The following is a 26,508-nucleotide window of genomic DNA, read 5'->3' on the forward strand; positions in this document are numbered from 1 at the left end:
CCACCAACGCACGGTCGGACTCCGGGAGTTCCCGTCGCCTTGACCTGGGTCAACCATAGCGGCGATCGCCCCAGGAGTCACATCGGGTCACGACCGTCCCAGGAGTGCCCCGGCGGGGGCTCCCTCGAAGTTCCTCTCGACCTGCGCCTTCTCCGCGGCGCTCGGGTAGGGGTTGGTGCACGAGAGGCCGGCGCTGGCACCCGACATCAGGTCGGAGCAGGGACCGGGCTTGCGGTCCGGCAGGCCCAGCATGTGGCCGAGCTCGTGGGCCGCGACGCGGATCGCGTAGTAGCCCTGGTCCATGGCCTCGCGCCCGAGGTAGACCGTTCCGCCGCCCTGCGAGGAGGGGACGGAGCGCGGCCAGCCGTCGTCCGCCACGATCCGGACGTCGGCGGACTCCCCCGAGCCGGCCGGACGCAGTTCGACGGACTCGACGCTCTCGTTCCAGATCGCCGCGCCCCGGTCCACCGCGGCCTTGAACTCGCCGGCGCGGCTCGCGTCGTAGGTGAGCACGTCGACGGCCACCTGGCGCGGGGCGGTGCCGGCGGACGGGACGGCCTCGGCGGGACCGTTCAGCAACGGTCCGGCCAGGACGAGAACCGCGGCCAGGCCGCCGGTCAGCGTACGGACTCTCATGGTCGACCTCCTTGTGGGGGGAGCGCGCGGTACTCATGCCGCCGCTTCCGCCTGCCCGCCGGCACGGACTCCATTCCGTCGTCGCGGCCGCCCGCCGATTCAGAAGCCGTACTGCTGAATGCCATGGAGGAGATCGGTTGGACTTCCCGATCACGCGGGGGCACTGTGGCAAGGAATCCACACCATCGCACGGGACACCCCCGCTCGCACCACCGGAGACCTGCCGATGAACCACATCGCCCGCCCCGAGCGCTACGACGGCACCATGCGCTACCGGCGCACCGGCCGCTCGGGACTCGACCTCCCGCTGCTGTCCCTGGGCTACTGGCACAACTTCGGCGACGACAGGCCGTTCGAGACGCAGCGCGAGATCGCCCTGCGCGCCTTCGACCTGGGCATCACCCACCATGATCTGGCGAACAACTACGGCCCGCCGTACGGCGCCGCCGAGGTCAACTTCGGCCGGCTGATGCGCGGGGATCTGGCGCCGTACCGGGACGAGCTGGTGGTCTCCACCAAGGCCGGCTGGGACATGTGGCCCGGCCCGTACGGCCAGGGGGGCGGCTCGCGCAAGTACATGCTGGCGTCGCTGGACCAGTCCCTGCGGCGGACGGGCCTGGACTACGTCGACATCTTCTACTCGCACCGCCTGGACGCCACCACTCCGCTGGAGGAGACGATGGGCGCCCTCGACACGGCGGTACGGCAGGGCAAGGCGCTCTACGTCGGCATCTCCTCGTACGACGCCGAGCGCAGCCGGGAAGCCGTGGCCGTCCTGCGGGACCTCGGGACGCCGCTGCTGATCCACCAGCCGTCGTACAACATGCTGAACCGCTGGATCGAGACGGACGGTCTGCTGGACGTGGCGCAGGAGGAGGGCTTCGGGGTCATCGGCTTCACCGCGCTCGCGCAGGGGATGCTGACCGGGCGCTACCTGGACGGCGTGCCGCGGGACTCGCGGGCGGCGGCGGGCACGTCGTTCGACACCGGCTGGCTGACGGACGGGATGCTGCGCCGCCTGCGGGCCCTGAACGCCATCGCGGCCCGGCGCGGGCAGACGCTCGCGCAGATGGCGCTGGCCTGGGCGCTGCGCGATCCGCGGGTGACCTCGCTGGTCATCGGCGCGTCCCGCACGGAGCAGCTGGAGCAGAACGTCGCCGCGCTGGAGAACCTCGACTTCGCCGCCGAGGAGCTGGCCGAGATCGACGAGCACGCCACCGAGAGCGGCGTCGACCTGTGGCGCGAGGCGCGTCTGGGCACGATGGGCTGAGCGTGCGCGGGCCGCGGGTGTGCGTCGCCGGGAACGGGGGAACCGGGGTGTCCCATGCAGACCTTTCTGCCGTATCCCGGTTTCCGCGAGTCGGCGCTGGTCCTCGACCGGCGCCGGCTCGGCAAGCAGCGGGTCGAGGCGATCCAGGTGCTGCGCGGTCTGATCGTCCCGGGGTACGGGTGGCGCCGGCATCCGGCGGTGCGCATGTGGACCGGCTACGAGGAGGCCCTGGTGCGGTACGGCCTAGAGGTCTGCCGGGTCTGGCGGGACCGGGGCCATCAGGACAGCTGCGCCGCCACGCTGGTCGCCGACCTCGCCAAAGTGCGGCCGGGGGCGCCGGTGCGCGGCCAGGAGGAGCTGGCCGAAGCCGGTGAGCTGCCGCCGTGGCTGGGCGACGACGCGATGCACCGCAGTCATCGTTCGGCGCTGGTCCACAAGGATCCGGAGGCCTACGGCGAGGTCTTCGCCGGGGAGCCGGACGATCTGCCGTATGTGTGGCCGTCGTCCGACCGCGATCCGGAGGCGGTCGGCGGCTGACGGCACTCACCCGGTGGCGAGTGCCGCCCACTCCCCCTCCGGGAGTCCCAGCAGCCGTTCCCTCTCCCCCGCGCCGGGCAGCGGTCCGTGGTCGCCCGTCACCTGGAGGGCGGAGACCGCGGTGAGGTGTCCGAGGCGCAGCGCGCGCGTCACCGTCGTGCCCCGGAGCAGCCCCGCGAGGAATCCGGCCGCGAAGGCGTCACCGGCGCCCACGGGTTCCACCACCGTCGTCCGCAGTGCGGGCACCGTGTGCGTGCCGTCGCGGGTGAGGGCGGTCGCGGCGCGGGCGCCGTCCTTGACGACGAGGACGCGGGGGCCGGGCAGCAGCGTCCGTACGTCCTCGGTGGTGAGGTCCGCGCCCCACAGGTCCTGTGCCTCGTCGAGGCCGACGAAGACGATGTCCGCGCGGTCCGCCAGCTCCCGGAGCAGGGGGGCGGCGGTTCCCTCGGGCCAGAGCGCGGCCCGGTGGTTCACGTCGAAGCCGATCGCGTACGGGCGGGCGCCGGCCGGTGTTCCGAGGGCCCGGGTGACCAGGGCGCGGCAGGACGCGGACAGGGCGGGGGTGATGCCGGTGAAGTGCAGCAGCCGGGCCGAGGTCACGGGTTCCCGGTCCAGCAGGCCGGGGCCGAGCGCCGAGGCGGCCGAGCAGGCCCGGTGGTAGTGGACGCGGGTGCCGTCGGGGCCGGGGTCCTTCAGCATCAGTCCGGTGGGGCGGTGGGGATCGGTGTGGACGTACGACACGTCGACGCCGGCGGCGGAGACCGCGGCACGGACGCGGCGGCCGAGGGGGTCGTCGCCGAGGGCGGAGAGCCATACGGCGGGGATGCCGTGGTCGGCCAGGTACATGGCCACGTTGGACTCGGCACCGGCCACCGCGAGCCGCAGCCGTCCGGCGTGCTCCAGTGGTGCGGGCGGGTCGGGGGCGAGGGCCGCCATCGTCTCGCCGACACAGACCACACGGCCCCCGGCGGGCGGGAGAGCGGGGGTCATACCGCCTCCGCTGCGGAGGCCGACGGCCGGTAGGGGGCGGCGGGTGCGCCCGGTACATCGACGCGGGTGCTGAAGAGGGCGCCGTCGTACGGGCCGGGACGGTCGAGGCCCACACGGGCCGAGGTGATGTGCAGTACGTCGCCCGCGAGGCACACGCCGGCCGGCTGCCCCGCGGGGAGGCGCAGGACGCGGTCGAGGCGGCCGTCGGGGAGGTGGCGGCGGACGGTGCCGGTGCCCCAGACGGCGATCCACACCGCGCCCTCCTCGTCGACGGTCATGCCGTCGGGGCTGCCGTCGTCCACGGTGAGGAACGGCTCGGGGGTGCCGAGCGCGGCCGTCGCGGGGTCGACCGGGTAGCGGCGGACGATCCCGCGCGCGCTGTCGGCGAGGTACATGTGGCGGCCGTCGGGGGTGAAGGCCGGCCCGTTGGGCACGGTGATGCCGTCCAGGACCCGGTGGACCGTGCCGTCGCGGTCGACCCGGTACAGCGAACCGGCGCCGTCGGCGGCGTCGTAGCCCATGCTGCCCGCCCAGAAGCGGCCGGACGGGTCGGCGCAGGCGTCGTTCATCCGCATGCCGTCGCCCTCCGGGCACGCAAGCCGGTCGGTGGTGCCGTCGGGGGCGAGCAGGCAGACGCCGGTGCCGGCCGCGGCGATCCAGTGCCCGGGCCGCCCTTCCACGGGCGCCACGGCACCCAGCGGCACGGGCAGCCGGAGCAGGGTCTCCAGGGGCGCGGCGGGATCGTCGGGGGCGGCGAGGAGACGCCCGGCGAGGAGGTCGACGAGGACCAGCCGGCCGCCGGTGAAGCGGATGCCCTCGCCGAGTTCGAGACGGTCGGGGCGGGTGGGAAGGAGCTCGTCGGTGGTCGTGCGCGTCATCGTGCGGCCTCCGGTACGGATACGAACGGCGCGGCGCGGGGGCCGGGGTCGGGGCGGGTGGGGCGGAGTCCGGTGGTCATCGCGCCGCCTCCCGTACGGCCGTGGTGAACGCGTGCGCCCGTGCGCGCAGGGCGGTGAGGCTGCCGCCGTCGGCCGCGTCCCCGACGAGGGGGGAGCCGACGCCCACGGCGGTCGCGCCGGCCGTGAGGTAGGCGCGGGCGGCCTGTTCGTCGACGCCGCCGACCGGGACGAGCGGCTCGTGCGGGAAGGGGGCGCGCAGCGCCTTCACATAGGCCGGTCCCCCGGCCTGTGCGGCGGGGAACAGCTTCAGGGCGGTGGCGCCGAGGGACCTCGCGGCGACGATCTCGGTCGGGGTGAACACCCCGGCCAGCACCGGCAGTCCGAGCTCGAGCGCGGCGCTCACGCCCTCTCCGAGCGCCGGGGTGACGGCGAAGTCCGCCCCCGCGTCGTGGGCGGCGCGGGCGTCGCCGGCGGTGAGGACGGTGCCCGCGCCGAGCGGCCGGCCGGGGCCGAGGGCGGCGCGGGCGCGTGCGATGACGGACAGGGCGTCCGTCCCGGTGAGCGACACCTCGATGAGTTCGACGCCCTCGTCGGCCAGCGTCAGCACGGTGCGCAGGGCGGCGTCGGCGTCGGTGCCGCGCACGATGGCGACGAGACGGTGGGCGGCCAGTGCGGCCTGGAGATCCACGACTGGGGGTTCCTTCCTGGAAGTGCTCAGGGGCAGCGGCAGTGGGCGGTCAGCGTGAGCCGCCAGTGGACCTCGCCCGACGCGGGTACGCGCGCGGCGTCGTCCGGGCCCGCGTCGGCGAGCCCGAAGACCCGCCCGAGCATCGGTTCGACGCCCGTACTGCGGTAGGGGCGGTCCGCGGGGAAGCCGCCGAGGTTGCGCCACAGGGCGACGGACACCGGCTGCCCGTCGGCCTCGACGGACAGGGCCAGCCGGTCCGCGGGGCCGTCGTGGACGCAGGCGTGGCCGGTGTCGACGACGGCGCCGACAGCGGTGCCGTCGTCGGGTCCGAACCGGTCGAGGCGCAGTCCGAGGGGTTCGGGCCAGACGCCCTCGGCCCAGGGCGCGTCCGTGGGCCAGGGGCGGTCCAGCAGTGGTGCCGCCTCGGGGTGGAGGCGGGTGCGTGCCCCGTGGGCCAGACGCAGCACCGCGTCCGGTGAGAGGTCGAGCAGCGCGTGGGCCGCCCAGACGAAGCGGAAGCCCGGATCGGCGGTGAGAGTGTAGTGGACCTCGGCGGCCTCACCGGTGACCCGGATGACGCGGGCCAGGCCGAAGCGGTCGCAGTCCACGCGTTCCACGTCGCCGTCCCGGTGCCAGCGCCGCGCCCAGGCGTCGCCGTGGTCGGGTGTGCCCCGGACGGTGGGCACGCACTCCTCCAGTCCGCCGGCGTCCACGAACGCGTCGCCCAGGGCGGCTTCGGCCCGTTCGGGCGCCTCCCGGTGCCAGAGCCACTCCCGTCCGCCCGCGGTCAGCGAGGTCCAACGGCCGCCGTGCGCCGGGTCGGTGACGATCCGCGGGGGCGGCACGCTCACCATTCGGCGAAGGAGCCGTCAGGGTGCCGCCACACCGGGTTGCGCCAGGCGTGCCCGGTGCGGTCGGCGGCACGTACGGCGGCCTCGTCGACGGTGATGCCGAGACCGGGCCGGTCGCCGCGTCGCGCGTGTCCGTCCACGAACCGGAAGGGCTCGGGGTCGACGACGTAGGACAGCAGGTCGGTGTCCTTGTTGTAGTGGATGCCGCGGCTCTGCTCCTGGATGAGGAAGTTCGGTGTCGCGAAGGCGATCTGGAGACTGGCCGCGAGGGCGATCGGGCCGAGCGGGCAGTGCGGGGCGAGCAGCGCGCCGAACGTCTCCGCGAGGGAGGCGATGCGGCGCACCTCGGAGATGCCGCCCGCGTGGGACAGATCGGGCTGCGCGACGGCGACCCCGGCGGTGAGTACGGGCAGGAACTCGGCGCGCGAGTACAGGCGTTCACCGGTGGCGAGCGGCACCGGGCTCGTGGTGACCAGTCCGGGCAGCAGATGGCTCTGCTCCGGGACGACGGGTTCCTCCACGAACAGTGGGTGCAGCGGGGCGAGTTCGCCGAGGACCCGGCGGGCGGACGCCGCGGTGAAGCGGCCGTGGAAGTCGACGGCGACGTCCCGGTCCGGGCCCAGGACCTCGCGGGCGGCGGCCACCCGGGCGACGACGGCGGCGGTCTCGGCGGCGGTGGCGACGGGAGAGGTGGCGCCGGCCGCGTTCATCTTCACCGCCGTGAAACCGGCCTCGACCTGGGCGGTGATCTGCTCGCGCAGCCGGCTCGGTTCGTCGCCGCCGACCCAGGCGTACACCCGGACGGTGTCCCGTACGGGGCCGCCGAGCAGGGCGTGCACGGGGGCGCCGTAGGCCTGTCCGGCGATGTCCCACAGGGCCTGGTCGAGTCCGGCGACGGCGCTGGAGAGCACGGGGCCGCCCCGGTAGAAGCCGCCCCTGGTGAGCACCTGCCAGTGGTCCTCGATGCGCAACGGGTCCTGGCCGACCAGGAGTTCGGAGAGCACCTCGACGGCGCCGCGCACCACCTCGGCACGGCCCTCGACGACCGGCTCGCCCCAGCCGACGAGGCCGTCGTCGGTCTCGACGCGGCAGAACAGCCAGCGCGGCGGCACGAGGAACGTTTCGATACGGGCGATCTTCACTGCGCGCCGGGGCCTTTCGTGTCGTCGTCGCCGTCGTCGATCCGGTCCAGGTCACGGCCGGCCTGTTCGAGCAGGGCCCGCATGGCCGCCTCGGCGGCGTCGGCGTCCTGCTCGCGTACGGCGTCCAGCACGGCCCGGTGGGCCGGTACCGGGTTCTCGCTGTGCGGGGAGCTGTGCACGATCCGGTCGCGGTGGGCGAGTCCGGACTCGATGACCATCTCCATGCGTTCGAGCAGTTCGTTGTGGGTGGCGTCGAGCAGCGCCCGGTGGAAGGCGAGGTCCGCCTCGACGGCGTGGCCGGCGTCGCTGTGGTCCTCCCCCATGGCCCGCAGCGCCTCGTCGAGGGCGACGAGGTCGCTCTCGGTGCGCCGCTGCGCGGCGAGGCGGACGGCGGCCGGTTCGATGATGGCGCGCACCTCGGCGAGGTTGCGCAGCAGCGCGCGGTCGGCGTCGGTGGTGCGGCCGCCCTCGAACTGCCAGCGCAGTACGTCGGCGTCGAGCAGGTTCCAGTCGCCGCGCGCGCGGACGAAGGTGCCGCGTTTCTGCCGGGCGTCGACCATGCCCTTGGCGGCGAGGACCTTCAGGGACTCGCGCAGGGCGGTGAGGCTCACGTCGAGTTCGCTCTGCAGGGCCACCAGGTCGAGGGTCGCGCCCTCGGGGATGTCCCCGCCCAGGATGCGGCGGGCCAGGGCTTCCACGGTCTGGCCGTGCACACCGCGGCGGGCGTAGCGCGTCATGTCGGAGAGCCTTTCTGCTTCGGGACGGCGGTGGTGGTCATGCGGAGGCCTTGACGACGCTCCAGCCGCCGTCGACCAGGAGGTGCGAGCCGGTGACGAAGGAGGCGTCGTCGCTGCCGAGGAACGCGATGGCGGAGGCGACCTCCGCGGGGGTGCCGAAGCGCCGGGCGGCGGTCTCGGCGACGCTGCGTTCACGGTCGGCGGGCGGGACCCTGTCCCAGGCGGCGGTGAGGATCGGCCCCGGCAGTACGGCGTTGACGCGCACCTCGGGCCCGTACTCCACGGCGAGCTGTCCGCACAGGGAGAGCAGGGCGCCCTTGGAGGCGGCGTAGGCGGGGTGGCCGGGGATGCCCTTGTGGGCGTGGACGGAGGAGGTGAGCACGACGGCGCCGCGCCGGGCGCGCAGATCGGGCAGGACGGCGCAAAAGCCGAGGAAGCTGCCGGTGACGTTGACGGAGAGCTGCCGTTGCCAGGAGTCGAGGGACAGCTCGTGGGCGGGGGCGACATCGACCGTGTAGGCGTTGCCGACCAGCAGGTCCACGGGACCGTAGCCGTGGGCGGCTTCCACGACGCGGTCCCAGTCCGCCTCGGCGGTGACGTCGGCGCGGACGAAGGCGGCCCGGCCGCCGCCGTCGGTGATCCGCCCGGCGACGGCCCGGCCGGCCGTCTCGGAGATGTCGGCGAGCACCACGGCGGCTCCTTCCTGCGCGAGGCGCTCGGCCGTGGCGGCGCCGATGCCGGAGGCCGCTCCGGTGACCACGGCCGTACGGCCGTGGTAGCGGGCGCCTTGGCGTGGTGCGGGCTGGTCCATCGTGGGGTGGGGCTCCTTCGCGGTGTCGGTGACTCGGTGTGGGCAACATATGCCGGGCCGGGGCTACTGGCGTGTCAGGACGACCAGTTCGGCGTCGTGGCCGGCGCTCCACGCGAACGGCAGGCCGTAGTGGAGCAGATGGGCTCCGCCGTACGTCGTGCCGGTCGCGGTGTCGTGGTAGCGGGCGGCGGGGTCGAGGCCGCGCGGCCGCAGCCGCGCGGGACGGCCGGGGACGAGCGGGGCGCCGTCGAGCCGTCCGGTGCTGAAAGCGGCCACGACGGTGCGCCGGCCGTCCGGGGCGTCGTACTGGACGCCGCAGGTGGGGTCGTCCGGGGTGCCGAGGAGACGCGCCTCGCCGTGGTGGATCACCTCGCGCACCTCCTTGTAGCGGGCGGTCCACCGGGCCGCCTCCGCACGCTGTCCGGGTCCCCAGGCGCGCAGGTCGGCGCCGATGCCGAGGACTCCGCACATGGCGGTGACGAAGCGGAAGGCGAGGCTGCGCGGGCGCGGGTCGAACAGGCCGGGGGCGTCGGTGACCCAGGAGCTCATCACATGCGGGGCGTGGGCGTGCAGAAAACCGTACTGGATGCGCAGCCGGTCCAGGGGCGCGGTGTTGTCGCTGGGCCAGACCACGTCGGTGCGGGCGATGGTGGCGTGGTCGACGCGTCCGCCGCCGCCGGCGCAGCCCTCGACGGTGACGTGCGGGTGGGCGGTGCGCAGATGGTCCAGGACGCGGAGGTAGCCGCGGACGTGTGCGGCGTCCAGGTCGAGCTCGCCCGCCGGCCCGGCGCCGGGGCGTCCGCGTTCGGTGGGCGGGCGGTTCATGTCCCACTTGAGGTAGGAGATGTCGTAGGTGGTGAGCAGCCGGTCGAGGGTGCCGGTGACGAAGTCCTGGACGTCCTCGCGGCCGAGGTCCAGCAGGAGCTGGTTGCGGACCAGGCGAGCGGGCCGGTCCTCGACGCGGTAGACCCACTCGGGGTGTTCGGCGTGCAGGCGGCTGCCGGGGCTGACCGCCTCCGGCTCCACCCACAGGCCGAAGTCCAGTCCCAGTGCCCGCACTTGGCCGATGAAGCGGTCGAAGCCCTGCGGGAAGGCGGCGGGGTCCGGGTACCAGTCGCCCAGTCCCCCGGTGTCGTCGGCGCGGCCGGTGAACCAGCCGTCGTCCACGACGAACAGTTCGGCGCCGATACCGGCGGCGGCCTCGGCGAGTTCCAGCTGCCCGGCGGCGTCGACGTCGAAGCCGGTGGCCTCCCAGGAGTTGTAGAGGACCTTGCGGGTGCGGTGGATCCGCTCGCCGGTCAGCAGGCGTTCGTAGCGGTGCTGGCCGCGGGCCAGTCCGTCGAGCCCGTCGGGGCTGAACACGCAGGCCAGCTTGGGGGTGGTGAGGGTGTCGCCGGGAGCGAGGAGCACCGCGCCCTCGTGCGGTACGCGTCCGGCGCGGACCCGTACGGCTCCGCCCGGTTCGGCCTCGGCGGTGATGTGCCAGTTGCCGGGCCACTCCAGGGCCAGGCCGTAGGTGGGCGCGGGGCCGTCGTGCGGTGCCGTGCGGTCCTGTACGGCGATCCAGGGCGCGTAGGCGTGTCCGGGCACCCCTTGGACGCTGCCGATGGTGAAGGTGCCCCGGGTCAGGTCGACCTGGGTGCGCTGGAACTCCTGCGACCACTGTCCGGCGAGGCAGGTCAGCCGTACGCCGTCGCCCGCGGGGACGTTGACGGCGGCGGAGTCGAACCGCTCCAGGCGCAGGGGTTCGCCGCCGGTGCAGGTGTGCTCGGTCCAGCGCCGTACCACGTCCGTGCCGGGCACGGTGTCGTAGCACAGGACGGTGCGCAGCCCGAGGACGTCGTCGGTGAACGCCAGCCTCAGTGTGTCCTCGCCCTCCTCGGCGCCCGCGAACTCCCACCACACCCCGCGGTCGCCGCCGGGGCGGGACGCGATGAGGTCGGCGCCGGTGAACGGGCGCAGGCCGGACGGCAGATACTCGGCCGGGGCGGTGTCGGCGGGGGTGATGAAGTGGGTACGCCGGGACCGGTCGAAAGCGGACGGGCCGTCCTCGCTGCCGTGCGGTCCCCAGGCGTCGAGTTCGGCCCAGGGGCCGTCCTCGGAGAGCCGCACCGTGTAGCTCGTGCGGTCGGTGCGCAGGGTCCAGCGGTGATGCGTCACTTGACCGCTCCAAGGTTGAGGCCGGCCACGAAGTGCCGCTGGAAGCGCAGGAACACGGCGACGGTGGGCGCGGCGGCGATGACGGATCCGGCGGCGATGACGTTCCACATGGAGACGTACTGGCCCTGGAGTCCGATGAGGGCGGCGGTGATGGGCATCTTGGTGTCGCTGCGCAGCACGGTGATGGCCCACAGCAGGTCGTTGAAGATCCAGGTGAAGGACAGGGCGCTGAGGGCGGCCAGCGCGGGCCGGGTGAGCGGGAGGATGATCCGCCAGAAGATCTGCCAGGGCCCCGCGCCGTCGACGACGGCCGCCTGCTGGATCTCGGGCGGGATGGCGCGCATGAAACCGTGCAGGACGAAGACGTAGAAGCCGACGCCGAAGCCGATCTGTACGCCGATCAGGGCGGGCAGGGTGTCGTAGACGCCCATGAGTTCGCTGAGCTTGGACACCGGGATGAGCAGGATCTGCGGCGGGAGCAGATTGCCGCCGAGCATCAGCAGCAGCAGGGAGCGCCGGAAGGGCAGTTCGTAGCGGCTGAGGGCGAAGGCGGCCATGGCGGCCAGCGCCAGGGTGACCAGAACGGTCGGGACGGTCACCAGCAGGCTGTTGATCAGGGCGCGCTGCTGGCCGCCGTCGACCCAGGCCTGGGCGAAGTTACCGAGGGTGAAGGAGTGCGGCCGGCTGCCCAGACCGTGGGCGGCGATGTCGTCGAAGGAGCGCACGCTGGTCACCAGGACCAGGGCGATGGGCAGCAGCCACAGCACGGCGAGGGTGCCGGCGCCGAGGTGGAACCCGGCGGTCGCGAGGCGCCTGCGGCGCGGGGCCGACGGGGTGTGGACGGTCGCCATCAGTCGGCCTCCCGGAAGGCGCGGACGAGGTAGGAGGCGATGACCCCGAACGCGAGGACGAAGATCACGACGGCCAGGGCGGAGCCGTAGCCGAGGCGCAGGGACTGGAAGGCGGTGGAGTACATGTAGGTGCTCAGCAGCTCGGACGAGTGGTAGGGGCCGCCGCGGGTCAGCGACCACACCACGTCGAAGGAGCGCAGCGAGTCGATGACGATGACGGACAGGACGACGGCGTTGACGCTGCGCAGCTGGGGCAGGGTGACATGGCGGAAGCGCTGCCAGGGTCCGGCGCCGTCGACCTTGGCGGCTTCGTGGAGGGCGGGGTCGATGCCCTTGAGGCCGGCCAGGTACAGCACCATGACATAACCGATCTGCCGCCACAGGGCGGGCACGATCACCGCGTACAGGGCGGTGTCCCGGTCGGCGAGCCAGGCGTGCCGCAGGCTCTCCAGGCCGACGGACTCGAGGACCTGGTTGAGGACTCCGTCGGGCTGGTAGATCGCCTGCCAGACCAGGGCGGTGGCGACCAGGGAGAAGACGACGGGCAGGAACAGGGCGGCCCGGTAGAAGCCGATGCCGCGCCGTTCCTGCTGGAGCAGGAGTGCCGTGGCCAGGCCGAGGACGGCGGACAGACCGCCGAACAGGACCAGCCAGAGCACGGTGTTCCAGGTGGCGTCGCGGAACGTGGCGTCGCCGGCCATCTCGCGGAAGTTGTCCAGGCCGACGAACGTGGGCGCGGACACCCCGTCCCAGCTGGTCAGGGAGAGGTAGAAGCCCTGGAGGGCGGGCCAGAACACCCACACCGCCTCGGCGAGGAGCGGGATGAGGACGAAGGCGAGCACCAGCGGGGGTGTGCGGCGGGCGCCCCGGCCCCGCCTGCCGCGGGGCGGTGCGGGGGCCGGGGAGGTGCTTTTGGTGGTGGTCAGGACGGCCACGTCAGGCGTTCCAGATCTTCTCGGCGTCGCGCTGCCAGGTGGTGAGGATCGAGCCGATCGACTTGGGCTCGGCGATGAACCGGGTCAGCGCGTTGTCGGCGGTGGGCTGGAGGGCGTCGCTGGAGTCCCGGTTGAAGAACTGGGTGATCTCCGCCGCCTCCTCGATGTGCGCCCGCCCCTTGACGACCAGCGGGGTGCCGGCGTCCCCGGCGTCGGGGTGACAGGGCAGGACCGTACCGGAGGAGCCCTTGATGTAGATCTCCTGCGCCTCGGCGGTGCCCAGGTAGCGCATCAGGTCGATCACCTCGTCGTGGCGGCCGGTGCGGGCACCGGCGAAGTACCCGTCGGTGGGGGCCTCCTCGGCGAGCGGGACCTTCGGGTCGATGACCGGGAAGCGGAAGAAGTCGATGTCGTCCAGGGCGTCCTTCGGGGCCGCGTCGGCGAAGAAGGTGCCGATCAGCATCATGCCGCTGCGGCCGTTGAGCATGGAGGTGGACGCGTCCTGGAAGGCGACGGCGGTGCCGTCCGGGTCGAAGTACGGCAGCACCTCCTGCCAGCGGTCGAACACCTTGCGCACCTCGGGGTCGTCGAAGCGGTGCTCACCGGCGAGAAGCCCGCGGTGGTAGTCGGCGCCGTTGATGCGGATGTTCAGGTAGTCGAACCAGGCGGAGGCCACCCAGGCGGTGTTGCCGCCGGCGCCGAGCCCGATGGGGCTGATGCCCTTGCTCTTGAGCTTGTCGCACAGGTCGAGGAAGTCGTCCCAGCTCTTCGGCTCGCTCACGCCCCACTTGGCGAAGTGGGACTTCCGGTAGAACATGCCCCACCAGTAGGAGGTGGTGGGGACGAAGACCTTCTTGCCGGAGGTCGCCGTGCACAGGCTGTTCAGCGCCTTGGAGTAGCCCGCGAGCTCGGGGGACTCCCAGACCTCTCCGAGGTCGAGCAGCAGGTCCTTGCGGGCGTAGGCGTCGGCGACCGAGCCGGGGTACCAGGTGTACACGTCCGGCGGGTTGGCCGAGGTGAGGTACGTGGGCAGCTGGGTGCGGAAGGTCTCGGCGGCCACGGTGTTCAGGCTGACCTCGCCGGTACCCTTCTTGACGTAGGCGGCGACGAGGTCCTCCATCGCGGCCTTCGCCTGCGGGGCGGACAGGTTGGACTGGAGGGTCACCGCTCCCCCGGAGGCGCTCTTTCCGGAGGAGCCGGAGGTCACGCAGCCGCTGAGCAGGGCGGCCGTACCGGCGGCGCCGAGCCCGGCGAGGAAGCGGCGTCGGCTGGTCTGGTGGTTCGTCATGGAGCACTCCCTGGGGATCCGCGCGGCCGGCGGCCGGCCCTCGTACGGCCGGCACCCGCTCGCGGCGGATCCAGGTTCGCGTGGCGGACGCGCCACGTCAAGGATAATTACTAATTTATTTGCACTGGGTTCGGCGTGACGGCGGGTGTCACGGCGAAGACTGTGGCGCCACACGGAACCCCTGTCAATAATTATTCCTAATTTATTTATTGAAGGACGGGTACACGAAGGCCCCGGCGCCCCCTCCTGGGGTGCGCCGGGGCCCGGCGGTGTGTCCGGCCGTCACCGGGCGGACAGATAGTCCTCGACTCCCGGAGCCGCGTGCGCCTCCTCCGCGTTCACCACTCCGCCGACCGCGTCGGCGTCGGGCCTGAGCACATACGTCTCGACGCTCGCGGGACGGTTCACGTCCGAGAAGTTCTGCGCGGTGCCGAGGCCCGTGTCGGCCTTGGTCTGCGCGCGGTGTGCCTTGACGACGTCCTCACGGGTCAGGCCGCCCGCCTCGCAGGCCGCCTTCAGGTCGGCGCCCATCAGCTCCGCCGCGTTGTACCCGGACAGCACCCCGGAGTCCACCGGCGAGTCCGGGTACTTCTTCCGGTACGCCGCGACCATGCTCTTCACGCCCGGCAGATCGGAGCTGACCGCCGGTGCGGCGCTCACGATGCTGAGCATCGCCGCCAGGGCCGGGGCCGCGGGGGTCTTCATCAGCTGGGGCGCGAAGCCGGGGGCGCTGCTGACGACGGGGACCTTCAGCCCGCGGGAGGCGGCGACCCCGACGAGGGACGCGGTCTGCGCGGGTCCGGCGCTGATCAGGATGGCCTTCACGCCCTCCTTGCGCAGGGCCGACACCTGGGCCGAGAGGTCCGTGTCCGTCGCCTGGATCTTCTGCCCGGCCACCTTCATGCCGGCCTTCTGAGCCGCCCAGGTGGACCCCTCCAGCGCGTTGGCGCCGTAGTCGCCCTCGAAGTAGACGTGGCCGATGGTGTCGCCCTTCTTCAGGCCCTTGGTGCGGGTCAGGAACTCCACGGCCGCGATCATGTCGACGTCGTAGGTGGTGCCGAGCACCTGGACGGCGTCCTTGCCGAGCAGCGAGGCCGCCCAGGCCTGCGGGAAGGTGAGCATCTTGTCCCGCTCGATGTCGTCGAGCAGGGCCGCGACCACCGGGGAGCCGATGACCTGGGGCAGCGCCACGACGTCCGGGGCGATGTCGGCGTAGGCGGTGACCGCCTTCTGTACGTCGTAGCCGTGGTCCTTGACGACGATCTCCACCTTGCGATCGCAGATGCCGCCCTTGGCATTGGTCTCGTCGGCCCACATCTGCTGGGCCTGCACGATGCTCTTGCCGAGCGTGGCGTAGGGGCCGGTCAGGTCGGTGAGGGCGCCCAGTCTGATGGTGTCGGCGCCGACACCGGGTCCGGTGCGGAGGCCGTCGGCGGCCTCTCCGCCCTTGTCGCCGCCGTCCGCCTTGGAGCTGCATCCGCTGACCGCGAGCAGCAGGGCGAGGGCGCCGGCGAGGACGGTCCCGGCGGTGCGGTGCCGGTTGCGGCGCCTGGGGTGCGTGGTGTTCACGGGGTGTGCTCCTTGGGTCGTGCGGCCGGTTGCGGTGGCGAAGGGACGGTTTCCGGGGTGGGGGTACGGGGGCGGTGGCGCCGTACGCGGTCCCGGAGCCGGCGTGTCAGACCGTGCAGGCCGTCGGGGGCGTACAGCAGGACCAGGACGATCGCCGCGCCGTAGAGGTAGCGGGCCGCCTCGGTGGGGCCCACCGCCCCCTCCGCGGAGCCGGGCGCGGTCACCAGCGGGAGCTGGTCGGCGTAGCGGGTCATCAGCAGCGGGAGCGCGGTGACGAAGACGGCGCCGGCGGTGGCTCCCGCGACGGATCCGAGGCCGCCGATGACGATCATGGCGAGGTAGTCGACGGAGAGCGCGAGGGAGAAGTAGTCCGGGACGACGCGGCGGAAGGCGAGCGCCAGCAGCACCCCCGCGAGGCCCGCGTACATCGACGAGACCACGAAGGCGGCCGAGCGGTGACGGGCGACGTCCACGCCCATCACGGCGGCCGCGGTCTCGCTGTCGCGCAGGGCGGCCAGCGCCCGGCCGGGGCGTCCGCGCAGCAGGCCGCGGGCGGTGAACCAGGTGAACGCGAACAGGGTCAGGCCCAGGAACCACAGCCGTTCCTCGGCGCCGAACGGCACACCGAGTACGGTCAGTTCGGGGTCGCTCTCGGCGAAGGTGAAACCGCCGAGGGTCAGCGGGGGCACGGAGCGGCCGTTGAAGCCGCCCGTGACGGAGTCCGCGGTGAGCAGCACATGGTGGCCGAGGAAGACCAGCGCGAGGGTGGCGATGCCGAGGTAGATGCCCTTCACCCGGGCGGCGACGGGACTGAACAGTCCGCCGGCCGCCCCCGCGAGCAGGACCGCGAGGAGCGCGGCGACGGCCGGGGGCAGTCCCGGGCCGGGTTCGCCCGCGAGCCAGGCGTAGCCGTAGGCGCCGACGGCGAGGAAGAAGGCGTGTCCGAGGGAGAGCTGTCCGGCGGTGCCGCTGAGCAGGGCGAGGCCGATGGCGCCGATGGCCGCCGCCATGGAGAACAGGCCGATGCGCAGCCAGAACGCGTCCAGGTAGAACGGTGGCAGGCACAGGACGACGGCGACCAGCAGGAGCGAGGCGCGGCGTCGGGTGAGCATGCCGGGGAGTCGGTCAGACACGGGCCGTTCCCTTCGCGCCGAACAGCCCGGTGGGCCGCACCAGGAGGACGAGCAGCATCACGGCGTACGGGGCGACGTCGCCGAAGCCCTCGCCGAGGACGTGCAGATCGGACTGGTAGCCGACGACGAGCGCCTCGGTCAGGCCGATGATCATGCTGCCCGCCAGGGCTCCGGCCGGGGAGGCGAGGCCGCCGAGGATCGCGGCGGGGAAGGCGTTGAGGGCGATCTGACCGGTGGTGCGCTCCAGTCCGGGGGCGGGGAACGCGGCGAGGAACACGGCGGCCAGCGCGGCGAGCGCGCCCGCCAGGCACCAGGCGCCGGCGCGGACCCTGCTGAGCCGTACGCCCATGAGGGCGGCCGCCTCCAGGTCCTCCGCCGCCGCCCGCAGCGACAGGCCCCAGGCGGTGAACCGGAAGAGCGCGAACACCGCGCCGATGACCAGCGCCGACACCACGATCGCGGCGAGCCGGCTGTCGGCGACGGTCAGCGGCCCCAGCTCGGTCACCGAGTCGCCCCACGGGTCGCCCAGGGACAGCAGGTCACCGCCGATGCGCCGGGACAGATCGGTGAGCAGGACGATGTCGACGCCGATGGTGACGATGGTCTGCACATGCGCCGAGTGGGCGTCCTGGCCGCCGCGTTGCAGCAGGAACCGGTCGAGTACGCCCGCGAGGGCGGCCGTGGCGAGGACGGCCAGCGCGAGTGCCCCGGCGAATCCGAGGTCGTCGTGCAGGACGGCGGTGAGGTAGCCGCCGAACAGCAGCAGGGAGCCGTGGGCGAAGTTGAGGACGCCGGAGGCCTTGAAGATGACGACGAAGCCGAGCGCGACCAGCGCGTAGACCGAGCCGAGGGCCAGCCCGCCGAGGATGTTGTCGAGGAATGCCGTCATGCCGCGTCCTCCCCGGGCGCGTCGGTGCCGAGGTAGGCGCGCAGCACCTCGGGGTCCTGGCGGACCTCGTCGGGGGTGCCGTGGGCGATGCGTCTGCCGAAGTCGAGCACGGTGACGTCGTCGGCGAGACGCATGACGAGACCCATGTCGTGCTCCACGAGGACGATGGACAGGCCGAGTTCGGCGCGGAGTTCGCCCACCGCCTCGGCGGTACGGGCGCGTTCGGCGGCGTTCATTCCGGCCACCGGTTCGTCGAGGAGCAGCACACGGGGCTCCAGGCAGAGGGCGCGGGCGAGTTCGACGCGCTTGCGGTCGCCGTACGGCAGCAGGGCGACGGGGCTGTCGAAGTGGGCGCCGAGGCCGGTGAGTTCGGCGATCTCGCGGGCCCTTTCGAGGTGCTCGCGCTGTTCCCGCACGGCGCTCGGCAGGCGCAGCGCGGTGGCCGCGAAACCGGCGCGGGTGAGGGCGTGGCGGCCGAGCATCAGGTTGTCGGCGACGGTGCCGTGGGTGGTGACGATGTTCTGGAAGGTGCGGGCCACGCCGAGCGCGGCGATACGGTGCGGGGCGAGCCGGGTCAGCTCGGTGCCGCCGAGTGTCACCGTGCCGGCGGCCGGGCGGCACAGGCCGGACAGCACGTTGAAGCAGGTGGACTTGCCGGCGCCGTTGGGTCCGATGAGCGCGTGCACCGAGCCCGGGGTGACGGTGAAGGAGACGCCGTCGAGGGCGGTGAGCCCGGCGAAGCGCACGGTGACGTCCCGTACGTCGAGCACGGGCGGCGGCGCGGCGGCGGTGCGGTCGGTCACGCCGCCCCCTGGTCCTCGGCCGACTCGCCCAGGTAGAGGCGGCGTACGGCGTCGGTGCGGGCGAGTTCGCCGGCGGGGCCTTCGAGGCGGGTCTCGCCCACCTCCAGGACGTGGGCGTGGTCGGCGAGGGAGAGCGCCATCCCGGCGTTCTGCTCGACGAGAAGTACGGCGGTGCCCTGGGCGTTGATCTCGCGGATCACCTCGGCGATGCGCTGCACCATCTGCGGGGCGAGGCCCAGGGAGGGCTCGTCGAGGAGCAGCAGGCGCGGGGCGGCCATCAGGGCGCGGCCGATCGCGAGCATCTGCTGCTCGCCGCCGGAGAGCAGGCCGGCTGCCTGGTGGGTGCGTTCGGCGAGACGGGGGAAGAGCGTGAAGACGCGGTCGCGGGACTCCTGGATCTGGGCGGTACGGGTGCGGCGGCTGAGGCCGAGGCCGCCGGAGCGGAGGTTCTCGTCGACCGAGAGGCCGGCGAACACCCTCCTCCCTTCGGGGACTTGGACTACTCCGGCGCGGACCGCGGCGACCGGGTCCCCGCCGTCGAGGACCGTGTCGCCGTAGCGGATGGTGCCGGCGGTGATCGCGCCCCGGTGCAGGCGCAGGGTGCCGGAGACCGCCCGCAGGAGGGTCGTCTTGCCCGCGCCGTTGGCGCCGAGGAGGGCGACGACGGTGGCGGGCGGGACGGTCAGGGACACGGAGCGGAGGGCGGACAGGGCGCGGCCGTAGGTGACGTCCACGGTCTCCACGCGCAGCGTGGGTGAGCTGTCCGGTGGTGCTTCGGGCATCGCGACTCCTCGGGGCCGGGGCGCGGGGCGCGGCGGCTTCGGGGGGCAGGGGTGCCTCACGACAGCATGGGGGCGGGCGGGGGGTACAGGTTTTGGGGGTCGTACGCTGCGGCGTACCAATGGGGGTGGGCGGGGGTTGTGCCGGTGCCCAGGCGGGCCCGTTGCCGGGCCCCTCTGCTTTTCGGGGCGGGTGGGGTGTCCGGTGCTACGTCAGGAAGGTTCTGGCTGTCAGGGCCAGGGTCGTCTCCGTCAGGTCCGTGGGGCGGGAAAGGGAGCGGCCTGTCAGTTGTTCGTAGCGGCGCAGGCGGTTGAGGACCGTGTTGCGGTGGCAGTAGAGGCGGCGGCTCGCACGCTGGGCCGAGCCGTCGCAGGCCAGCCAGGTGGCGAGGGTGTCCAGCAGGACCTCCGCGTCGGCCGGTTCGAGGTGGGCCAGCGGGCCCAGCAGCCGCTCGACCAGCGCGGCGCCGAGTCCCGGGCTCGACACCACCAGCGCGGCCGGCAGATGCTCGGTCAGCCGGATCGTGCCGCCCTCCCCGGGGCACAGGCTCAGCGCGGTGTCCGCCAGCCGCCGTGCCTCCCCCACCGCGGACAGTCCCCGGACCGCGCTGCTGACGCCGATCCGTGCCCCGGCCGCCTGTTCCTCGGGGACCACGGGCTCCGTACCGTCCCCGGCCAGGACGATGCCGTAGTCCGCGTCCACGCCGGTGTGCCAGTGCACGCGCACACCCGGGGCGAGGGCCGCTTGGGCACCGGAACAACCGGGAGCAGCGCCGCCGGCGACCGCGACGACCACGTACCGCCCGTGCTCCGGCAGCGCCAGCGCCTGCGCCGCCTCCGGCAGGTCGGCGATCCTGCTCGTACCGTCCAGCAGGGCCGCGGCCAGCAGCCGCACCCTGTTCTCCCTGCGCCACGCCAGCTGACGCTCGGTCTGCCGGTAGGCGTCCGCCACGAGGGTGCAGTGCTCGTCGACGAAGTCCCACACGTCGGACGCCACGTGCACCAGCAGCCGTACGTCCTCGGGCGCCGACCGGGACGTCTCGTCGACCAGGCCCTGCCAGACGAGGGAGCCGCCCAGCCGGAAGGCGTGCAGCAGGGCGTCGAGCGGCAGCCCCTGTTCGGCGCGCACGGCACCGATCTTCCAGGTGCAGCGCCGCGCGGCGTCGCGGGCGCCCCGCGGGTCGAGCAGCGAGGAGATGCTGTGCCGCAGCGAGCGGTGCACCTCCTGCCAGGTCGTGGTGGCGTCCGCCTCCACGGCGGCCCTGTAGGCGGGCTCCTGCTCCTGCAGGACGGCGAGCAGCCCGTCGGTGTGCTGGGGCAGGTCGTCCAGCAGGACGCGGGCGGCCCGGTGCAGCACGCGCAGCGCGTCCGCGTCGATCAGCGACCGCACGCGCGGTGTCCTGGGCGGCGGTGCGGGCTCGGGTCCAGGGCGCGGCAGGGTTCGTGGCCGTACGGCGTGTCGCATCGCGCGTCTCCCCCAGGGTCGGCTTCCCGGCGGTGCCCGTGCGGCGGGTCCCCGTATCGGCGCCCGGCCGGTACGGGGGAGCCCGTGGGCCGGCCGCCATCGGACTCGTCCTGTCCCGAAGGATGACATACCGTCCGGTCGGTCCCTAGAGCCGTGCACCGGTCTTTTCCGCCTGTTCGACCAGTCGGACCAGCTCGACGCGGGAGCGGACGCCCAGGGTGGCGAAGATGTTGCGCAGGTGGTAGTCGACGGTGCGGGTGCTGACGGACAGGCTCAGGGCCACCTCCCGGTTGGTGGCGCCCTCGGCGACGCACCGTGCGATACGCAGTTGCTGCGGGGTCAGCGCGGAGAGGTCCCCGGCACCTGTCCGGCCGGGGGCCGCGCCGCCGGCCCGTGACTCGGCGGCGGCCTGCTCCGCCCAGAGGTGCGCGCCGCAGCGTTCGAAGCCCATCAGGGCCTCCCCCAGCCGGGTCCGTGCCTCGCGCAGCCGGCGCCGGCGCCGCAGCCATTTGCCGTAGAGCAGTTCCGTGCGTGCCCGTTCGAAGTCGCCGGCGGTCTCCTCGTGGCGGTCCAGGGCGCGCCGGTACAGGGCGTCGGCCTCGTCCGGGGCGGCCAGCAGGGCGCGGCAGCGCAGCAGTTGGGCGGGGGCCTGCGGGTCCGCCCGGCACCCGGCCCAGACGGCGAAGTCCTCGACCGCCGAGGCCGCGAGTTCGGGGCGGCCGGTGAGCGCGGTGGCCTCCACGAAGCAGGGGACGGCGAGCATCCACACCGCGAAGTGGCCGCGGCGCGCACCGGGGCGCACCAGCGGGCCGAGCCGGTCCGCGGCCTCGCGGGGGCGGCCGGCACCGAGGTCGGCACGGGCCGCGGCCCACTGGGCGAGCGTCGCGGCCTGGGCCAGTCCGTGCCGGCGGGCGGTGCGCAGGGCCGCCTCGACATGTTCGGCGACGACGTCCCGCTCCCCCTCGATGGACGCGGCGAGTGCCAGTACGGCGTGGTGGTGGGCGGCGGTGTTGCGCTGCCCGGTCCGGGACGCGGTGCGCAGCCCCTCCTCGGCGTGGGTGCGGGCGAGCTGGTGGCGTCCGGCACGCAGTTCGGCGTAGGCGAGGTACTCCAGGGCCCGTGGTTCGAGGGCGGCGCAGCCGTGGACGCGGGCCGCGGCGAGTGCCCGGGCGCCGGCGCGGCGGGCGGCGGCCACGTCGCCGAGCATGAGTGCGGCGGAGGCGGCCCGCAGCAGCGACTCGGCCCCGTCGCCGCCCTGCTCGTACGCGACCACCCGCCGCAACGGCCCGGCCGCCCGGTCGAACCGCCCCAGCAGCACATCCCGCATCCCGTCCCGGTGATCACGCAACACCGCGGAACGCCCCTCAACGGCGCTCCACACGTCACCACCGGCCCCCGGGCCCCCACCCCCGGCGGCCGCTTCCGTCTCGGCCCCGCCCGGGCCGGGAGATCCGGACGGCGGGTGCTCACATGGCGGCACCTCCGGGCCGTCACCGGCGACGAACCGAAGACCGGGGCCGGAAGGCGACGAGAGCCCTGCCCGCACGTCCGCCCCGGAACCGCCCCCGGCCACCGACCGGGCACCGGGGCCCGCGAACACCCCCGACCGGGTGGACGCGCAGGGCGGCCGGGGACCGCCGGCCGACGGTTCCGGCTCGGGCCCGACGGCCGCGACCGGCACGTCCGGCCCCGAGCCGGAGGGAAGGCCCGGCGGCCGGGGGACGCCGGACGGTGACGCCGCCCCGGTGCCGGCTTCGGCCGTCGGGCGGACGGCGGTGCCGGGAGGCGGCGGCCCGGTGGCCGGTGCTCCACGGCCGGGGACGGTGCCGGGCGTGGGCGTGGCCGGCGTGGGGGCGGTGTGGAGGGCGAGGGCGTGGAGGCAGGCCGTCGGATCACCGGCGGACCAGGCCGCTTCCGCCGCTGCCAGGGTCGCCGTGTCGGCGGCGGTCCGGTCCGTGGCGGCCAGCAGCGTCGCGGCGAGGAGGAGGGACGCGTGGGCGTCCGCCACCGGGCCGTCGGTGAGGAGTACCGAGCCGCGCAGGAGTTCCGCGCCGCCGCGTACCGACGCGGGGGCCGGCCGGCTGCGGGCGGCGTCGAGGAGGCGCAGGGCCGCGGGCGAGTGCCCGGCGAGGAGCGCCCGTGCCGCGGCGGCGGTGTAGCGGTGGGCGCGCGCGGCATGGTCCGGCAGCCGGTGGTCCGTCTGCCGTCGCGGAGTCGTCTGTCCGGTCATTCCATCGACGTTACTCACGCGTAAGGCCGGGTGGAGGGGGTGCGTCCACGAGTGTGCCGGGGCCCAGGGCGCCCGGCGCCCGGCGGTGCGCGCGCACAACGCCGGTGGCGGCCCGCGCCGTTCGCGGACCGCCACCGGGTCGGGGGATCAGGAGGTGTGCGGGCAGTTGCCGCGGGACTCCTCGATCGTCAGGCTCGGCCGGGGCAGCGGGCAGAGGAACTGCTCGTACCGGGTGTCGTTGTCGATGAACCGCTTCAGCCAGGAAACGCTGTACTTCGCGATCGTCGTGTTCGACGAGTTGGGCGTGAAGTGGGTGGCGCCGTTCAGCTCCAGATAGGCCCGGTCCAGGGAGGACGGCAGGCCGGTGTACAGGGGTTCGGCGTGGGTGGAGACCGGGGCGACGGTGTCGCCGTCGGCGCCGAACAGGAGGGTGGGGGTCCTGACCTCGGGCCAGGTCTTGTCGAGGTTCCAGGGGGTCAGGGGGATCGCGGCCTGGAGGGAGGGCCGGTCCTTGGCGGCCTCGAGGGTGCCGCCGCCGCCCATCGAGTGGCCCATGACGCCGAGCCGGCCGCTGTCGATCCGGCCGCGGACCGCGCTGCGCTGGGTGAGGTAGTCCAGCGCGGCGAGCAGCTGGTCGCCGCGGGAGGCGGGCTGGTCGAGGGTGGTGTTGGTGTCGATGGTGAACACCACGAACCCCTGGGAGGCCAGGCGCGGGCCCAGCCAGGCGATGGAGGACTGGTAGGCGGTGAAGCCGGGAGCGATGGCGATCGCCCCGAAGGTGCCGTCGGCGGTGCTGGTCGGGTAGTAGACGGTGCCTCCTCCGAAGCCGGTGACGGACAGCGAGGAGACGGAGATCTCCGAGACGGCGTACGGGCCGCGCAGCGCCTCGATGCTCGATTCGGTCGGTGCCGGGCCGCGCTCGTACGGGTTGTCGGCCGCCTGGGCGCCGGGGCCGGTGAGGGTGGTGAGCGCGACGGCGGCGGCGAGGGCCGCGGTCAGTCCGGCGAGCCGGCCGGTCCGGCGCCTGCGGGTGTGGGGGTGCTGCTGCACGACGAGTGGTCCTCTCTGTCGCGGCGGACCGCCCGGCCGGTCGGTGCACATGGTTCACGGCACGGTTGGGGCCGTGCCCCGGCCGGGGGCGCCGCCGATGGACTGGCGGTGCCACTGTCGGAGAGGAGGGGGCCGGTGCGGACCGGCAATCTCACCGGTCTCGTATACGGCGCCGGGTGCGGAGCGGACGGGCCGGGGCGCCCGGCATGCGACAGGGACGCGGGGGTACGGGGACAGACGCGGTCACCGTCGGAGTCGGCGCCGACGGTGGCCGCGGTGCGTCAGAGGGGGACCGTCACGCCGCGTCGTAGACGTGGGCCCGGCCGCCGGCCCACTTCACCCAGGCGGGATCGTCCAGCAGCCGTTCGGCCTCGGGCAGTCCTGCCCGGCGCAGGAACTCCACCACGTCCCGGTCGGAGTTCGCGAGGCCGACGATCTCACCGCGCACGGTCACCCGGCGGCCGCCCGACCCGAGCGGGGGGTGCACCACGATCGGCGGTTTCCTCATCCCTCCAGGATCCGGCCGGTGCCGCCGCCATGCATCCCGGCCCGGTACGTCACCCGACTGCCGCGCCGGACGAGCCGTCCGGACCCGGCCCGTGCTCGTATGGAAGCGGCCTCCATGCCTACCCGGAGGGAGCTGGGAATGCACGAGATGTGGTGCGGTGCAGACACCTCGGGGGAGCTGGTGTGGCATGTCCTCACGTCGGACAAGTCATCCACGCTCTGCGGAGTGGAGAAGCAGAACGAGTCGACGCATCGGCACGCGACCGACCGGCACTGCTTCTCCTGCATGAGAACGTTCCAGTCCGTCGTCGAGGCGAGCTGAGACGGTACCCCGTCCCTGCCGCCGAGCCGGTCCGTCCCGGGCCGGTTCAGTGGCAGGGGCGACCCGTCTCCGGAGCCGCCCGCACGGCCGCCCCCGGGTCCGTCTCGAGCCGGCAGTAGCAGGACGCCTCGATGGGTACGTCCGCCAGCGCGGCCGCCTGCCTGAGCTGGCGGGCGACGATCGCGGCCTCCCCGGTCCTCCCGGTGCGCAGCAGGCACTCGTGGAACCCGTGCAGTGCCCAGACGTTGTTCGGGTGCTGCAGCGGGCGGGGCAGGGTGGAGTCGAGGCCCAGGTCGGCCCGGTACACCGCTTCGGCCTCCTCGACCCGGCCCTGTTCCAGCAGCAGCGCCCCGTAGGCGTGCCGGGTGGGCTGCATCCAGCCCCAGGGTTCGTCGTAGGGCAGGCCGTCGTCGAGGGCGACGGCCCGCTCCAGCGCGGCGAACGCGGTGTCGTACTCGCCCTTGCGGTAGGCGAGTTCACCGTCGAGCATCGCCGACGCGATGGCGAGGATGTCCAGACAGGTGTTGTTGAACAGCATCCGGGTGCCGGGGACGCGGCGGACGGCCGCACGGAAGCCGTCCCGTTCCGCCTCGGCCCGGTCGACGGCGCCGGTCGCGGACAGGGCGACGCCACGGGCGTAGTGCAGCATGGCCGTGGTCACGCAGTGGAACTCCGGGTCGGCGGGGAACGGCAGGTCCAGGATGTCGCCCCAGCGGCCGAAGCGGATCAGGACGTGGACGCGCATCGCGAGGAACCCCTCGAGCCAGTCGGCCATGGGCGGGCTCTGCACACGGAGCAGTTCCTCGGGAACGGCGGCCTCGAGCCGGGCGGCGGCGTCCAGCGCGATCGCCGACTGGCCGGCGAACATGGCGCCGTAGATCCTGAAGTGGTGGTTGTGGGCGCGGTAGAGCGTGTAGAAGTTCATGGCGCCGGCCCGCCGGAGGTACTTCTCGTCGGCGGCGACGGCGAGGGTGTTGTCCGACACCACCCGGCGGTAGTCGCCGCAGAGCACTTCCAGATGTGAGGGCATGTGGTGCAGATGCCCGGCGTCGGGCACGGCGCCGCGCAGCCGGTCGGCGACGGTGAGGGCTGCCTCGGGCGTGGGGGACATCTCCATCAGGTGGATGTACAGGTGGAGGACGCCGGGGTGCCGGGCGCCCGCCTCGGTGGCGAGCGCGCCGTCGAGGACCGCCTTGGCCTCCAGGGTGCGGGCGCCGTCGGCGGGACGGCCGGTGCGCAGGTCCCACAGCTGCCAGGGCGTGAGGTTCATCAGGGCGTCGGCGCAGAGGGTGGCCACGTCCGGGTCGCCGGGGGCGTCCTCGTACACCTCGAGCATCCGGTCCGCGTAGGGCTCGTTCCAGACCGAGCAGTCCTCGGCGGCCTGCGCGCGGGGGTAGCGGGCGCGCAGGGCCTCGATGAGGGCCCGCTCGACGGGAGTGGCGTGGGCGGCCCTGTCGTGCGCCCGCTCGACGGCGGTGTGGGTGCGGGCGACGGTGTGGACGAGTTCGTCGCCGTCGAAGGCCTCCCAGGGTTTGTTGTAGTTGGGGCCGAGGGCGTAGGCGATGCCCCAGTGCGCCATGGCGCAGTCGGGGTCGGCCTCGGCGGCGCGCTCGAAACAGGCGACCGCCTCCTCGTGGTTGAACGCGTACGTCCACATCAGTCCGCGGTCGAACCAGAGTTGCGCCTCGGCGGAGACGGTCGTCACGGGCCGGCGGTGGTCGCCGAGGTCGTAGTAGTCGTCCATGCGTGCCTCCCGGGGCAGCGGATGGCCGGCCGCGGGTGACGCCGGCGACGAACGTCCGTAGGGGACGAACCCGACGATAGCGGGGCACAAGCGCGTGCGCAGGCAACCTGAGGGGGCCGCCACTCCTACGCTCACACCGGGCGCCCGAACGAACACCCTACGTCACCGCCGGGTCCGTTCCGGGCCGGGTTCGCCGACGGGCTGGCACGGGGACCGCGCGTC

The 26,508-nt window shown here is 73.8% G+C and carries 24 protein-coding genes and 1 pseudogene; 3 read left to right on the top strand and 22 right to left on the bottom strand.

The window, feature by feature from the left end; all coding sequences use genetic code 11:
- Positions 1-87: 87 nt before the first annotated feature.
- Positions 88-636 carry a snapalysin family zinc-dependent metalloprotease gene (locus IF28_RS0113835; RefSeq protein ID WP_030218789.1) on the bottom strand — a complete coding sequence of 183 codons (549 nt, stop codon included), beginning with the start codon at positions 634-636 and terminating at the stop codon, positions 88-90.
- A 226-nt stretch (positions 637-862) separates the two neighbouring features.
- Here IF28_RS0113835 and mgrA point away from each other — a divergent pair, with 226 nt between their 5' ends.
- Together mgrA and IF28_RS0113845 are read left to right on the top strand one after the other, a co-directional pair.
- Entirely contained in the window at positions 863-1,906 is a 1,044-nt protein-coding gene (mgrA, locus tag IF28_RS0113840; RefSeq protein ID WP_030218793.1) for an L-glyceraldehyde 3-phosphate reductase, read from the top strand.
- Between the two features lie 54 nt (positions 1,907-1,960).
- Positions 1,961-2,443, top strand: coding sequence for an MSMEG_6728 family protein (locus IF28_RS0113845; protein WP_030218795.1), 483 nt, complete (start codon positions 1,961-1,963; stop codon positions 2,441-2,443).
- Positions 2,444-2,449: 6 nt separating this feature from the next.
- Here the strand turns inward: IF28_RS0113845 and IF28_RS0113850 are convergent, their stop codons facing one another.
- The 20 genes and pseudogenes from IF28_RS0113850 to IF28_RS0113945 form a co-directional block, all read right to left on the bottom strand.
- On the bottom strand, positions 2,450-3,433 hold the full coding sequence (locus tag IF28_RS0113850; protein ID WP_030218797.1) for a sugar kinase: 984 nt from the start codon (positions 3,431-3,433) through the stop codon (positions 2,450-2,452).
- Entirely contained in the window at positions 3,430-4,311 is an 882-nt protein-coding gene (locus IF28_RS0113855; RefSeq protein ID WP_037893196.1) for an SMP-30/gluconolactonase/LRE family protein, read from the bottom strand. Before IF28_RS0113855 ends, IF28_RS0113850 begins: the two co-directional genes overlap by 4 nt.
- 76 nt (positions 4,312-4,387) lie before the next feature.
- Complete coding sequence (locus tag IF28_RS0113860) at positions 4,388-5,020, bottom strand: bifunctional 4-hydroxy-2-oxoglutarate aldolase/2-dehydro-3-deoxy-phosphogluconate aldolase (protein WP_030218801.1); 633 nt, start codon at positions 5,018-5,020, stop codon at positions 4,388-4,390.
- A gap of 26 nt (positions 5,021-5,046) precedes the next feature.
- Positions 5,047-5,874: a hypothetical protein gene (locus IF28_RS0113865; protein ID WP_030218804.1), complete on the bottom strand. Its 828-nt coding sequence runs from the start codon at positions 5,872-5,874 to the stop codon at positions 5,047-5,049.
- A complete protein-coding gene (gene dgoD, locus IF28_RS0113870) occupies positions 5,868-7,013 on the bottom strand; it encodes a galactonate dehydratase (RefSeq protein WP_030218807.1) in 1,146 nt (381 codons plus the stop codon). Before dgoD ends, IF28_RS0113865 begins: the two co-directional genes overlap by 7 nt.
- Positions 7,010-7,750 carry a FadR/GntR family transcriptional regulator gene (locus IF28_RS0113875; RefSeq protein ID WP_030218810.1) on the bottom strand — a complete coding sequence of 247 codons (741 nt, stop codon included), beginning with the start codon at positions 7,748-7,750 and terminating at the stop codon, positions 7,010-7,012. Before IF28_RS0113875 ends, dgoD begins: the two co-directional genes overlap by 4 nt.
- Before the next feature lie 37 nt (positions 7,751-7,787).
- On the bottom strand, positions 7,788-8,561 hold the full coding sequence (locus IF28_RS0113880) for an SDR family NAD(P)-dependent oxidoreductase (RefSeq protein WP_030218813.1): 774 nt from the start codon (positions 8,559-8,561) through the stop codon (positions 7,788-7,790).
- A 63-nt stretch (positions 8,562-8,624) separates the two neighbouring features.
- Positions 8,625-10,721 carry an alpha-galactosidase gene (locus IF28_RS0113885; protein WP_030218816.1) on the bottom strand — a complete coding sequence of 699 codons (2,097 nt, stop codon included), beginning with the start codon at positions 10,719-10,721 and terminating at the stop codon, positions 8,625-8,627.
- Entirely contained in the window at positions 10,718-11,572 is an 855-nt protein-coding gene (locus IF28_RS0113890) for a carbohydrate ABC transporter permease (RefSeq protein ID WP_030218819.1), read from the bottom strand. The genes IF28_RS0113885 and IF28_RS0113890 overlap by 4 nt, the downstream gene beginning before the upstream one ends.
- Positions 11,572-12,507, bottom strand: a complete 936-nt coding sequence (locus tag IF28_RS0113895; RefSeq protein WP_030218821.1) for a carbohydrate ABC transporter permease — start codon at positions 12,505-12,507, stop codon at positions 11,572-11,574. The genes IF28_RS0113890 and IF28_RS0113895 overlap by 1 nt, the downstream gene beginning before the upstream one ends.
- Before the next feature lies 1 nt (position 12,508).
- Positions 12,509-13,795 (bottom strand): ABC transporter substrate-binding protein, encoded by a 1,287-nt coding sequence (locus IF28_RS0113900; RefSeq protein WP_030218824.1) that lies wholly within the window; start codon positions 13,793-13,795, stop codon positions 12,509-12,511.
- Between the two features lie 282 nt (positions 13,796-14,077).
- The gene (locus IF28_RS0113905; RefSeq protein WP_030218828.1) at positions 14,078-15,364 is read right to left on the bottom strand and encodes an ABC transporter substrate-binding protein; all 1,287 of its coding nucleotides are present in this window, start codon (positions 15,362-15,364) and stop codon (positions 14,078-14,080) included.
- Positions 15,361-16,497, bottom strand: a complete 1,137-nt coding sequence (locus tag IF28_RS0113910; protein ID WP_030218831.1) for a branched-chain amino acid ABC transporter permease — start codon at positions 16,495-16,497, stop codon at positions 15,361-15,363. Before IF28_RS0113910 ends, IF28_RS0113905 begins: the two co-directional genes overlap by 4 nt.
- Entirely contained in the window at positions 16,490-17,386 is an 897-nt protein-coding gene (locus tag IF28_RS0113915; RefSeq protein ID WP_030218834.1) for a branched-chain amino acid ABC transporter permease, read from the bottom strand. Before IF28_RS0113915 ends, IF28_RS0113910 begins: the two co-directional genes overlap by 8 nt.
- Positions 17,383-18,189 carry an ABC transporter ATP-binding protein gene (locus tag IF28_RS0113920; RefSeq protein ID WP_030218837.1) on the bottom strand — a complete coding sequence of 269 codons (807 nt, stop codon included), beginning with the start codon at positions 18,187-18,189 and terminating at the stop codon, positions 17,383-17,385. Before IF28_RS0113920 ends, IF28_RS0113915 begins: the two co-directional genes overlap by 4 nt.
- Positions 18,186-18,971, bottom strand: coding sequence for an ABC transporter ATP-binding protein (locus IF28_RS0113925; protein ID WP_030218840.1), 786 nt, complete (start codon positions 18,969-18,971; stop codon positions 18,186-18,188). The genes IF28_RS0113920 and IF28_RS0113925 overlap by 4 nt, the downstream gene beginning before the upstream one ends.
- Before the next feature lie 205 nt (positions 18,972-19,176).
- Entirely contained in the window at positions 19,177-20,433 is a 1,257-nt protein-coding gene (locus IF28_RS0113930) for a PucR family transcriptional regulator (protein WP_030218844.1), read from the bottom strand.
- 145 nt (positions 20,434-20,578) lie between these two features.
- Positions 20,579-22,618 (bottom strand): annotated as a pseudogene (locus tag IF28_RS39825) (LuxR C-terminal-related transcriptional regulator); the annotation flags it as partial.
- 192 nt (positions 22,619-22,810) lie between these two features.
- A complete protein-coding gene (locus IF28_RS0113940) occupies positions 22,811-23,713 on the bottom strand; it encodes an alpha/beta hydrolase family protein (protein WP_030218848.1) in 903 nt (300 codons plus the stop codon).
- A gap of 295 nt (positions 23,714-24,008) precedes the next feature.
- Entirely contained in the window at positions 24,009-24,221 is a 213-nt protein-coding gene (locus tag IF28_RS0113945) for a hypothetical protein (protein ID WP_030218849.1), read from the bottom strand.
- 114 nt (positions 24,222-24,335) lie between these two features.
- Here IF28_RS0113945 and IF28_RS0113950 point away from each other — a divergent pair, with 114 nt between their 5' ends.
- Positions 24,336-24,542, top strand: a complete 207-nt coding sequence (locus IF28_RS0113950; RefSeq protein ID WP_030218851.1) for a hypothetical protein — start codon at positions 24,336-24,338, stop codon at positions 24,540-24,542.
- Positions 24,543-24,588: 46 nt separating this feature from the next.
- Here IF28_RS0113950 and IF28_RS0113955 read toward each other — a convergent pair whose 3' ends face one another.
- Positions 24,589-26,286 carry a tetratricopeptide repeat protein gene (locus IF28_RS0113955; protein ID WP_051713745.1) on the bottom strand — a complete coding sequence of 566 codons (1,698 nt, stop codon included), beginning with the start codon at positions 26,284-26,286 and terminating at the stop codon, positions 24,589-24,591.
- Between the last annotated feature and the right edge of the window lie 222 nt (positions 26,287-26,508).

It is taken from the genome of Streptomyces sp. NRRL WC-3626, assembly GCF_000718785.1.
Lineage (GTDB): Bacteria > Actinomycetota > Actinomycetes > Streptomycetales > Streptomycetaceae > Streptomyces > Streptomyces edwardsiae.